Here is a 9,992-nt window from a genome sequence, read left to right on the forward strand (position 1 = left end):
CTGAGAATGCACAACGTTATATGAGCACAACACCAACAGAACGTGAATATTTCCTCGACTCGATCCGGGCATGGCTGATGCTATTGGGGATCCCTTTTCACATATCACTGATTTACTCCAGCCACACCTGGCATGTGAATAGCCAGATGCCCTCCTGGTGGCTGACGCTGTTTAATGACTTTATTCACGCCTTCCGTATGCAGGTGTTTTTTGTCATCTCCGGCTATTTCTCTTACATGCTGTTTCTGCGATACCCGCTTAAACGCTGGTGGAAGGTGCGCGTCGAGCGCGTGGGGATCCCCATGCTGACCGCGATTCCGCTGCTGACGCTGCCTCAGTTCATTATGCTGCAGTACGTCAAAGGCAAAGCGGAAAACTGGCCGAATCTGTCGCTGTATGAAAAGTACAACACGCTGGTCTGGGAGCTGGTGTCTCATCTGTGGTTCCTGCTGGTCCTGGTGGTGCTCACTACGGTGAGCCTGTTCATTTTCAGCCGCCTGCGTCACCACCTGAGTTCGAGAGCTGACGCCTTTTTCGCCACCGTTACGCTGGGCAAACTGTCGGTGCTCTTCTTACTGTTGGGTATCGCTTACGCCGCGGTGAGACGCATCCTGTTTATCGTCTATCCACCGATACTGAGCGACGGCCTGTTTAATTTTGTGGTGATGCAGTCCCTTTTCTACATTCCGTTCTTTTTAATTGGCGCGCTGGCGTTTATTTACCCGAAGCTGAAAGCGCTGTTTACTACCCCGTCACCGTGGTGTGCTGTAGGTGCGGCCATCGCGTTCGCGGCCTATCTGCTGAACCAGCGCTACGGGAGCGGTGACGCCTGGATGTACGAAACGGAAAGCGTGATCACCATGCTGCTGGGTTTATGGATGGTGAACGTAGTATTCGCGCTCGGCCACCGCCTGCTGAACTTTAAGTCCAGCCGCGTGACCTACTTCGTGAATGCGTCGCTGTTTATTTATCTGGTGCATCACCCGCTCACGCTCTTCTTCGGGGCTTACATCACCCCGCATATCGCCTCTAACACGCTGGGTTTCTTTACCGGTCTGGTGTTTGTCGTGGGGATTGCGATCGTGCTCTATGAAATCCACCTGCGGATCCCGCTTCTCCGTTTCCTCTTCTCAGGAAAACCTCAGGTAAAAGCCTCATAAACAACCGCGGCGCACTCAGTGCGCCGCGTTTTGCTTCAGGTGTCCAGTTCCTGCCCGCGCTGGGTCAGCAACCGTTGATAAAGGTGGGTGGTTTCTTCATCGAAACAGACAAAGATAACTTTCTCAGGCATCGGTTTTAGCGACAGATAGCGGTAAACGGTATCGACGGCGATCGTAGCGGCAGCCGCCTTAGGATAGCCATACACCCCGGTACTGATGGCCGGGAACGCCACTGTTTTATAGCCGTTGTCGGCAGCCAGCCGCAGACAGTTCCGGTAAGCCTCTTCCAGAATACTCGCCTCGTGCCGATCGCCACCGTGCCAGACAGGCCCTACGGCGTGGATCACCGCTTTGGCAGGCAGATCGCCCGCAAGCGTAATGACCGCATGGCCGGGAGGACATTCGCCCTGCTGTTGCCGTACGGTTTTGCAGGCTTCCAGCAGCTGCGGTCCGGCAGCCCGGTGGATAGCCCCGTCCACACCGCCTCCCCCCATCAGGGAGGGATTGGCCGCATTGACGATGACGTCGACGTGCATGGTCGTAATATCACCATGAATAACTTCAATTTGCGGTTTCATAAAGCCCCTCTGCAACCCGCCTTTTTATTAAGTGTATCGCAGGGTTGCCCGGGAGAAAAAACTATCAGAAAAGATCCTCTTCCGCACAAAGCGGAAGAGAGAACGCTATCGATACTGGATTTCGACAACCGCGAGCGTTTTTTCAGGGTTAAGGTATTTCATGCGGAGCGACACCAGATCTGAATCGGACACTTTGCCATTAAGCGCCTCTTCATAACTGACCATGCGCGTTTGCATACGATTATTATCCGGACAGGACATAGCAAACTGTCTCTGCTGCGGCGTAACTTCACAGGGGTCTGCAACAATGGCACCGCGAAAATGAATAACGCCACCGTTCACAATGGTAGCCGAATAAACCGGGAGGCTAAAAACAGAAACAATCAGGCCCAGACCCGTCACGAGTCGAGCGAAAGAGTGGTTCATTATCGGTACTCCTCAATGAAAATCGTCCTTGAGGGGTAAACGCACTTCATTTTGACAAACGAAGTCTCACGTTAAGGAACATAATGACCTGATCCCTGATATCAGCATAGCTCAACGGCACAGACCCGCCACATTCGCAACACATTGATTTCATGAATGATTAAAGCGAACGTTCCGCTGGCGACCACTGCTGTGATAAATGAAGCGATTTACCGTCTGAAACGGTGACAACGATTTTTACCGTGTCTCCCGCATTAATATTTAAACTCAGGCGCATTAAATCAATCGTCTGATTAGCGGGTATAAAAAGGGTATTTTGCTGTCGGGACGAACTTTGTCCCCCCTGCCCTTCCCGAACGGAAACAATCTGAACCTGACAATCACACGGCTGCGCCAGGGTGACCTGAGGAATAATGGTGGTCATATTTTCCTGCTGCGACGTTTTGAAAGTTATCTGGCTGGAAAGCGCGGCAAGAAGAATTAAGGTATTCATGATGAACTCCCGAAAAAAAACAGGGCATCAGCCCTGTTTTTTTGTAGCACAGATTTCAGTATCAGTACTGATGAGCTGTCGCGTGGTTACCAAAGCCAATCTGGGTAACGTTGACAGTAGAGTTAGAGGCAGTCTGGTCGACGAGGGCGCCGTTAAAGCCGCCGGACTGGCTAACGTTCATAACAGATTTTTTGCTGTTCCACTGATCCAGTGTTGCACTGTTGCCAAATCCTTTCTGGGTCAGGTTGATTTTACTGTCATCAGAACCCTGACCAACGTCAGCGCCGTTACCGCCACCTTTCTGGGTAATATTCAGCACGGAATTTCTGGCGTCTGTCTGCAGAGCAACCGCGGAGTTACCGCCACCGTCCTGATAAATATTCAGGGTTGAATTTGGGCCACTGTATCCGCCATGACCATGCCCATGACCCCAGCCGCCCTGATTAATAGAACCCGCCATAGCACTACCAGAAACTACGATTGCTGCAAGCGCTGCCACTTTGAGAAATTTCATGGTAAACCCCCATCGGATTGATTAAAATCGTCGCGAATGCGCTAATGTTGAATAACGTTAATCGCCATTTGCGACTGTTTCTGCACTACAACTGCGGTTTTCTGCGTACCGTACTGCGTAATATTTGCTCTATTACCCGACCCTTTCTGGATAATTTTCGCGCTATTACCGTATCCCTCTTGCGTAATACCTGCATCATTCGCGGTACCGCTCTGATCGATCCAGGCTATATTGTAACTCCCTGATTGATCAACTCTTGCTCTGTTGCCCGCCCCATCCTGTGAAACAATGGACAAGAGTTTTGAACCTTCCTGGCGAACCTGAGCGTCATTAAAAACACCCTGTTGACCAATAATGGCTGCCTGATTGAGTGATGAAAGACTTAATTCGTTAACCGCAAAGTTATATTCAGCATTGGCTAAATCTGAATTCGCTGCGGTTACAAATCCAGGCGCACCCAGTAATGTAAACACCATAAATAACGATGTGTATTTCATGTTGTCACCCTGGACCTGGTTATTTAATCACGCCATAACCTATAACCGTGTTACTTGTAAAAACGATGCGTATTGTGTTAACGCGTCGTTACGGTGAAGAGTATGTCCGCTGAAACATTTTAAATATCTCACCCGCGCGGCTTATTTTTATTTTTCGGATCACCACAAAGTCGTAATTTACGACAAAAATCACTTTACTCAGGCCAGCTTATATTTTTTATTTCCCCTGTCCAACAATCAGGTTGTACAACGAGGCGAAGGCTGTCCACGCGTCTTCTCGCGTTGTTTAAACGTAACGGCAGAAGGACACTTTTTCACAGTCGTGACACGAAGCCCGTTTTCTTAAGTCAGACAACCGCGCATTTATGGGCTTAGAAATAATCTGTATCTCATACTGTTTTATCGTTAGCGGAAAATATCAAAAACAATTAAAAATCAACAGCATATAAATATTTGTATGATTTTTAAAAACTGTGCATCTCTATTTAGATGTACAACTTTCTCATCATTTCCCGCCATTCATCACAAGTGATTTTCACAAATTAATATTGATTTTTACATTCGGTTACATGTTTAACACTTGCTTTAAACTTCGTAAAAGCTAGATTGAAATTAGATGTACGAAATTGGTTTTATATTTACCTCCCCGTGGAGGTTATGGTCTGATTCTACACACAGCAGTGCAACATCTGTCAGTACTTCTGGTGTCCTCTATTAAACAGGAGGACAGCTGCCAGGTGCCAAAAAAAAAGTGGGGTTTCATCATGTATAATGAAGTCCATAGTTTACATGGTCATACATTACTGTTGATCACAAAACCTTCTTTGCAAGCGACAGCGTTATTACAACATTTAAAGCAATCTTTATCACTGAACGGGAAATTGCATAATATTCAACGTTCTTTTGATGATATTGCACCTGGCAGCATCATTCTGTTCGATATGATGGAAGCTGATAAAAAGCTCATCCATTACTGGCAAGATATTTTAAGCAGAAAAAACAATAATATCCGCGTGCTATTATTGAATACGCCTGATGAATATCCTTTCAGGGATATTGAAAGCTGGCCGCATATCAATGGCGTGTTCTACGTCACGGAAGAAGAAGACCGGGTAGTTGAGGGTCTGCAAGGCATATTGCGCGGAGAGTGCTATTTTTCGCAAAAGCTGGCCAGCTACCTCATCACGCACTCTGGAAATTATCGCTATAACAGCTCAGAGTCAGCACTGCTCACGCACCGTGAGAAAGAGATCCTGAATAAGTTACGCATTGGTGCTTCAAATATTGAAATCGCCCGTTCGTTATTTATCAGCGAAAATACGGTAAAGACGCACCTTTATAATCTTTTCAAGAAGATAGCTGTAAAAAACCGAACTCAGGCGGTTTCGTGGGCAAACGATAACCTCAGGCGTTAATCACATGAAGCGCACGTTGAGTTGGATCGCCGCAGCGAGTTTCCTGCTCGCTGCCGGGAATCTGAAGGCCGTCGAGGTCGAAGTTCCCGGATTGTTAACAGACCACACGGTCTCATCGGTCGGGCACAGTTTTTACCGAGCCTTCAGTGACAAATGGGACAGTACTTATACCGGAAATATAACAATCAACGAGCGGCCCAGTGCACGATGGGGAAGTTGGATAACAATAACGGCCAATCAGTACGTTATTTATCAAACGTTTTTATTCCCCACTAAAATGGACTTCGATAAAAACGTAGCCCTGGCACTGGCCCAATCAGAAGACGCTATTAATCGCCTGCAAATAGATAAAGCCCTATTAAGCACCAGCGATTTAGCTAAAGACGAGTTCTAGCGAACCGATATGCGGAGGCTGTCATGCGTATTGCATATGCAGTTGTTTCGATAATGCTAATAACACCTATAAGCTGGGCCGGAAATATGACGTTTCAGTTCCGTAACCCTAACTTTGGCGGTAACCCTAACAACGGTGCCTTTCTGCTGAATGAAGCGCAGGCGCAAAACTCCTATAAGGACCCAAGCTTAAAGGATTTTAGCGTTGATACCCCATCCGCACTGGACAACTTCACTCAGGCTATCCAGTCGCAGATTTTAGGCGGGTTACTGACCAACATTAATACCGGCAAACCCGGCCGGATGGTGACCAACGATTTTATCGTTGATATCGCCAACACCGATGGACAGCTTCAGCTGAACGTGACCGATCGTAAAACCGGAAGGATCTCCACTATTCAGGTTTCCGGTCTACAAAGTAATTCAACTGACTTTTAAACAATAGCTAAATAAGGACAACGATCATGCAGCGCTTCCTGATATTTGTTGCAGTGTGCTTATTGAGCGGTTGTTTAACTGCTCCACCTAAAGAAGCTGCAAAACCAACATTAATGCCTCGGGCCCAGAGTTATCGTGATTTAACGCATTTACCTGCTCCAACGGGGAAAATATTTGTCTCCGTATACAACATTCAGGATGAAACCGGGCAATTTAAGCCTTACCCGGCAAGTAACTTCTCCACGGCCGTGCCGCAAAGCGCCACCGCGATGCTGGTTACCGCGCTCAAGGATTCGCGCTGGTTTATTCCGCTGGAACGTCAGGGTCTTCAGAACCTGTTGAATGAACGGAAAATCATTCGTGCCGCACAGGAGAATGGTACCGTCGCGGCCAATAACCGCACGCCTCTGGAATCTCTGGCGGCAGCGAACGTGATGATTGAAGGATCGATTATTGGTTACGAAAGTAACGTTAAATCGGGTGGTGCGGGCGCGCGGTACTTCGGTATCGGTGCGGATACCCAGTACCAGCTCGACCAAATCGCCGTTAACCTGCGTGTGGTCAACGTCAGTACAGGCGAAGTGCTCTCTTCGGTGAACACCAGCAAAACCATCCTGTCTTATGAAGTTCAGGCAGGGGTATTCCGCTTCATCGATTACCAGCGTTTGCTGGAGGGTGAAATTGGCTACACCTCTAACGAGCCGGTCATGATGTGTCTGATGTCGGCCATTGAAACCGGCGTGATCTTCTTAATCAACGACGGTATTGACCGCGGGCTGTGGGATCTGCAAAACAAAGCAGACGTGCAGAACCCGATACTGGTGAAATACCGCGATATGTCAGTCCCTCCGGAATCCTGACAGGAAGCGCATAAAAAAGGCGAGATGATTATCTCGCCTTTTTTTATTCGCTCACCGCCGTGATGCCTTGCGCTTTTTCCCGCCGCGACGCCAGCCAAAGACCGCTGTTTTTCATGGCATAGCCAAACAGCAATCCCAGCGCCAGAGAAGGAACGACCAGCTTCCAGTCACCCTGCCCTGCAAAGGTCGCGCACGCCCCAATAAAGGTGCCCGGCACAAACGAAAGCAGGAGATGCTTAGCCTGAATACACATCAGGAAGGCAACAACGCCCGTCATGATGTACCCCAGCATCTCCAGATGCGGCGCCAGCGCGCTGCCTTTCATGATCACCAGCGCCCAGATCACCCCGCTCATCAGCGTGCAGCCTGAGATAAAGAGCCCTTTGACGCCCCCCTGCGGGCAGGCGAAATAGGCCGTACAGCCAAGGAATCCAGCCCAGCTGAGCAATCCGAGAGACACGGCCACCCATCCCCAGAGCCCGGAGAGAATGCCCGTTGTTATTGCGATACAAAGTAATATGTTCATGGCGCGCATCTTAGCAGAAGCGCACCATGGAAATGCGATCAGAAGCACATTATGTGCAAATTGAAATGCGGCGTTGCAGAATTTATGTGATCTAAATCACTCTCCGTTCTCTTCTTCCAGCTCATCCCACATCGCCGCAATTGCGTCGCGGGTCAGCGGTGCCAGCGTTCTCCAGAATGGCGAGGCGGCGTGGGCTTCTACTTTCCCAAGGAATGTTCCGACCCACGGCAGCAGGTACGTTTCGAAAAGCGTTTCGATAGCTTCGTTCTCATCATCCCCGGCGTTATCTTCAATCCAGGAAGCGGCCAGCAGCAGCGTACCGATATGGTCCGCAGGCGTATCGCTCAGCGGCATACCGCGCGTGGAGAGGAAAGCACGGACTTCCGCTTCCGTCGCCCCTTCCTGCCAGGCAGAACGGTATGGCGAAACGCGGCACTCATCGCCGACGAACAGCGCATTGTAATCGGTCGCAATCTGCTGCATGTCGCAGCTTTTTTGCAGACGCGCCAGTAAATCATCCTGTTCCAGCGGCCAGTTCTCCGCCAGCTTACCTTCACGAATTAACGTAAAGAGCGGAACCAACAGCGGGTCTTGCGGCTGGCGATAATAGAGCGTACCCAGCACGCGGCAAAGGATGGAAAACTCGTTCATTTTTATTATTCCATTACACAATTAAAGATCGGCAAATTCGGCAATCGGCTCCATGCCGCGCGATTCGAGGAAATCGAGCATGCGGCGCGGAGTCACGTTCAGGATTTGCGCTTCCGGGAAGTTAACGTCATTGAGCACTTTCAGGCACTCGCTGAAATCACCCAGCGTAAAGGCGGTATGGGAATCCGAACCCAACGCCACCATGCCGCCCGCATCGCGTACGGCGGCGGCCACTTCGCGGCAGTTGGCTTCACTGCCCTTGCGCGAGTGAACAAAGGAGGAGTTGTTAATCTCCAGCGCCACGCGGTGCTTCGCTGCCGCCTGCGCGACAGCCTGAATATCAATCGGGTACTTCGGGTTGCCGGGGTGGCTGATAATGTGCACATTGCCGCTGGCAATGGTGGCAATCATCGCCGCGGTGTTGGTCTCTTTATCCTGAGGTGCAAAAACCGGCTCGTGGAAACCGGCGAGGATAAGATCCAGAGACGTCAGCATCGGCCCGGTGCAGTCGATCTCACCGTCGGTATTTTTGATATTCGCCTCGATGCCGCGCAGTATCCCAATGCCGTCCACCAGACGTGGCCAGATCCGCATATTCACAAAATGCCAGTAGTGCGGCGCATCCGCCATGTCCGGACCATGATCGGTGATCGCGAACAGTTTAATGCCTTTCAGCTTCGCCTGGGCGATATAATCATGGAGGTTGCTATACGCGTGGGTACTGGCGACGGTGTGCATATGCAGGTCAACGGGATACATCTCTCTCTCCTCTGCGGTTTTTCCAAAGGATAGCAGTTATCAGCGGCGAATATTAGCAAAAACCCGGCGAACGCCGGGTTTCTCTCAGTAGCCGCGCTGTCTGTCAACCTGGCCGGTGACCGCGTTACCCTTCTCCATTTCGCTGATGGTATGGGATATGTACGCCACCGCTTCTGCCGGACGCGTCACGGCGGCCACGTGCGGGGTCATCGCCACGCGCGGATGTGCCCACAGCGGGCTTTCCACCGGCAGCGGCTCACGGCTGTAGACATCCAGCATGGCGCCTTTTAGCTTTCCACTGTCCAGCGCCTTCAGCAGATCGGGCTCGACCAGATGCACCCCGCGCGCCAGGTTCATCAGGTAGCTCTGATCGGCTAACTGGTTGAGCAAGGTTTCATTGATGATCCCTACCGTTTCCGCCGTGTTGGGCAGCAGGTTGATCAGCACGCGCGTGCCGTTCAGAAAGGCCGGAAGCTCATCCGTTCCGGCAAAGCTCTCTACGCCCGGATAGTCCTTACGGCTGCGGCTCCAGCAGCGCAGCGGGAAGCCCCACGGAGCGAGAGCTTCAGCCACTTTTGAGCCCAGCACGCCCGCACCGAGGATGCCGATGGTAAAGTCTTCGCGACGGTAATCCGGCAGCGGCTCCCAGTGGGCCTGCTGTTTAAAGGCCTGATAGTCATCAAAGCGGCGGAACCAGTGCAGCACCTGGCTGACGGCATATTCCTGCATCTGCTGGCCCATGCCGGTATCTTCCAGGCGGAACAGGGGAATCGCTTCCGGCAGCATGTCAGGGTGCGCCTTCAGCTTGCTCAGAATGGAATCCACGCCCGCCCCCAGGGCAAAAACGGCCTTCAGCTTACGGCCCTGGAGCATTTCTACCGGCGGATGCCAGACCAGCGCATAGTCAGCATGTTCGTTATCTCCACGCTTCCACTCGCGAACGCGTGCGCCGGGTAAAGCTGCCGTGAGCGCCTCGATCCAGTAGGCCGTATCAAACGTGGGGTGATAGAAAAGTATATCCATAGTCATTCCTGCCTTTTATTGCGCTGATTTATTTTGCTTTTTAACGAGGTTGTCAGCATAACAAATTTATTGCGCGGCTGTGTTGCTGATAAAAAAGACGCTTTCAGCACAATTAAGAATCATGTTGCCTGAAGTTTGTCTAAACGCGCTAAATTACTGAAAAAGTGAGTTGACGGCAGTTCGGCTTTTCCTTACATTAGCGCCCGTCCCGTCAACAACGGGATGACAATATGGTGAGGTGTCCGAGTGGCTGAAGGAG

14 protein-coding genes and 1 tRNA gene (1 of these 15 cut by a window edge) are annotated in these 9,992 nt (G+C 50.7%); 6 read left to right on the forward strand and 9 right to left on the reverse strand.

What is annotated here, in order from left to right:
* Window positions 1–20: 20 nt before the first annotated feature.
* On the forward strand, window positions 21–1,160 hold the full coding sequence (gene mdoC / locus HMPREF3143_RS15300) for a glucans biosynthesis protein MdoC (RefSeq protein ID WP_008500838.1): 1,140 nt from the start codon (window positions 21–23) through the stop codon (window positions 1,158–1,160).
* A 35-nt stretch (window positions 1,161–1,195) separates the two neighbouring features.
* Here mdoC and ymdB read toward each other — a convergent pair whose 3' ends face one another.
* The 5 genes from ymdB to csgB form a co-directional block, all read right to left on the reverse strand.
* Window positions 1,196–1,738: an O-acetyl-ADP-ribose deacetylase gene (gene ymdB / locus HMPREF3143_RS15305; RefSeq protein WP_070533536.1), complete on the reverse strand. Its 543-nt coding sequence runs from the start codon at window positions 1,736–1,738 to the stop codon at window positions 1,196–1,198.
* 105 nt (window positions 1,739–1,843) lie between these two features.
* On the reverse strand, window positions 1,844–2,164 hold the full coding sequence (locus HMPREF3143_RS15310) for a type 1 fimbrial protein (RefSeq protein WP_008500840.1): 321 nt from the start codon (window positions 2,162–2,164) through the stop codon (window positions 1,844–1,846).
* 160 nt (window positions 2,165–2,324) lie between these two features.
* Window positions 2,325–2,657, reverse strand: coding sequence for a curli assembly chaperone CsgC (gene csgC / locus HMPREF3143_RS15315; RefSeq protein ID WP_023343744.1), 333 nt, complete (start codon window positions 2,655–2,657; stop codon window positions 2,325–2,327).
* A gap of 61 nt (window positions 2,658–2,718) precedes the next feature.
* A complete protein-coding gene (csgA, locus tag HMPREF3143_RS15320) occupies window positions 2,719–3,171 on the reverse strand; it encodes a curli major subunit CsgA (protein WP_008500842.1) in 453 nt (150 codons plus the stop codon).
* 41 nt (window positions 3,172–3,212) lie between these two features.
* Window positions 3,213–3,668 (reverse strand): curli minor subunit CsgB, encoded by a 456-nt coding sequence (gene csgB, locus HMPREF3143_RS15325; protein ID WP_008500843.1) that lies wholly within the window; start codon window positions 3,666–3,668, stop codon window positions 3,213–3,215.
* A gap of 764 nt (window positions 3,669–4,432) precedes the next feature.
* Here csgB and csgD point away from each other — a divergent pair.
* The 4 genes from csgD to csgG are packed head-to-tail and all read left to right on the forward strand — an operon-like array spanning window position 4,433 to window position 6,774.
* On the forward strand, window positions 4,433–5,083 hold the full coding sequence (gene csgD / locus HMPREF3143_RS15330; RefSeq protein WP_021240790.1) for a biofilm master transcriptional regulator CsgD: 651 nt from the start codon (window positions 4,433–4,435) through the stop codon (window positions 5,081–5,083).
* A gap of 4 nt (window positions 5,084–5,087) precedes the next feature.
* A complete protein-coding gene (gene csgE / locus HMPREF3143_RS15335; RefSeq protein WP_008500845.1) occupies window positions 5,088–5,477 on the forward strand; it encodes a curli production assembly/transport protein CsgE in 390 nt (129 codons plus the stop codon).
* A 23-nt stretch (window positions 5,478–5,500) separates the two neighbouring features.
* Entirely contained in the window at window positions 5,501–5,914 is a 414-nt protein-coding gene (csgF, locus tag HMPREF3143_RS15340; RefSeq protein ID WP_008500846.1) for a curli production assembly/transport protein CsgF, read from the forward strand.
* A 26-nt stretch (window positions 5,915–5,940) separates the two neighbouring features.
* Entirely contained in the window at window positions 5,941–6,774 is an 834-nt protein-coding gene (gene csgG, locus HMPREF3143_RS15345; protein ID WP_008500847.1) for a curli production assembly/transport protein CsgG, read from the forward strand.
* A gap of 43 nt (window positions 6,775–6,817) precedes the next feature.
* Here the strand turns inward: csgG and HMPREF3143_RS15350 are convergent, their stop codons facing one another.
* From HMPREF3143_RS15350 to ghrA, 4 genes are all read right to left on the reverse strand, one after another.
* A complete protein-coding gene (locus HMPREF3143_RS15350; RefSeq protein ID WP_072205916.1) occupies window positions 6,818–7,300 on the reverse strand; it encodes a DUF1097 domain-containing protein in 483 nt (160 codons plus the stop codon).
* A 96-nt stretch (window positions 7,301–7,396) separates the two neighbouring features.
* Complete coding sequence (locus tag HMPREF3143_RS15355; protein ID WP_008500849.1) at window positions 7,397–7,951, reverse strand: TorD/DmsD family molecular chaperone; 555 nt, start codon at window positions 7,949–7,951, stop codon at window positions 7,397–7,399.
* 21 nt (window positions 7,952–7,972) lie between these two features.
* On the reverse strand, window positions 7,973–8,710 hold the full coding sequence (locus tag HMPREF3143_RS15360; RefSeq protein ID WP_008500850.1) for a phosphatase: 738 nt from the start codon (window positions 8,708–8,710) through the stop codon (window positions 7,973–7,975).
* Between the two features lie 84 nt (window positions 8,711–8,794).
* The gene (gene ghrA / locus HMPREF3143_RS15365) at window positions 8,795–9,733 is read right to left on the reverse strand and encodes a glyoxylate/hydroxypyruvate reductase GhrA (protein ID WP_021240795.1); all 939 of its coding nucleotides are present in this window, start codon (window positions 9,731–9,733) and stop codon (window positions 8,795–8,797) included.
* A 232-nt stretch (window positions 9,734–9,965) separates the two neighbouring features.
* Between ghrA and HMPREF3143_RS15370 the strand changes: the two genes are divergently transcribed.
* Window positions 9,966–9,992, forward strand: a tRNA-OTHER gene (locus HMPREF3143_RS15370) (it continues 50 nt past the right edge of the window).

Source organism: Enterobacter sp. HMSC16D10 (assembly GCF_001807145.1).
Taxonomy (GTDB): Bacteria; Pseudomonadota; Gammaproteobacteria; order Enterobacterales; family Enterobacteriaceae; genus Enterobacter; species Enterobacter roggenkampii.

Excerpts from the sequence above, each read along its gene's own strand:
- csgD (WP_021240790.1), top strand. The coding sequence starts at position 4,433 with ATGTATAATGAAGTCCATAGTTTACATGGTCATACATTACTGTTGATC.
- csgC (WP_023343744.1), bottom strand. The coding sequence starts at position 2,657 with ATGAATACCTTAATTCTTCTTGCCGCGCTTTCCAGCCAGATAACTTTC.
- HMPREF3143_RS15360 (WP_008500850.1), bottom strand. The coding sequence starts at position 8,710 with ATGTATCCCGTTGACCTGCATATGCACACCGTCGCCAGTACCCACGCG.
- csgF (WP_008500846.1), top strand. The coding sequence starts at position 5,501 with ATGCGTATTGCATATGCAGTTGTTTCGATAATGCTAATAACACCTATA.
- csgE (WP_008500845.1), top strand. The coding sequence starts at position 5,088 with ATGAAGCGCACGTTGAGTTGGATCGCCGCAGCGAGTTTCCTGCTCGCT.
- mdoC (WP_008500838.1), top strand. The coding sequence starts at position 21 with ATGAGCACAACACCAACAGAACGTGAATATTTCCTCGACTCGATCCGG.
- HMPREF3143_RS15310 (WP_008500840.1), bottom strand. The coding sequence starts at position 2,164 with ATGAACCACTCTTTCGCTCGACTCGTGACGGGTCTGGGCCTGATTGTT.
- ghrA (WP_021240795.1), bottom strand. The coding sequence starts at position 9,733 with ATGGATATACTTTTCTATCACCCCACGTTTGATACGGCCTACTGGATC.
- csgA (WP_008500842.1), bottom strand. The coding sequence starts at position 3,171 with ATGAAATTTCTCAAAGTGGCAGCGCTTGCAGCAATCGTAGTTTCTGGT.
- HMPREF3143_RS15355 (WP_008500849.1), bottom strand. The coding sequence starts at position 7,951 with ATGAACGAGTTTTCCATCCTTTGCCGCGTGCTGGGTACGCTCTATTAT.
- csgB (WP_008500843.1), bottom strand. The coding sequence starts at position 3,668 with ATGAAATACACATCGTTATTTATGGTGTTTACATTACTGGGTGCGCCT.
- HMPREF3143_RS15350 (WP_072205916.1), bottom strand. The coding sequence starts at position 7,300 with ATGAACATATTACTTTGTATCGCAATAACAACGGGCATTCTCTCCGGG.
- ymdB (WP_070533536.1), bottom strand. The coding sequence starts at position 1,738 with ATGAAACCGCAAATTGAAGTTATTCATGGTGATATTACGACCATGCAC.
- csgG (WP_008500847.1), top strand. The coding sequence starts at position 5,941 with ATGCAGCGCTTCCTGATATTTGTTGCAGTGTGCTTATTGAGCGGTTGT.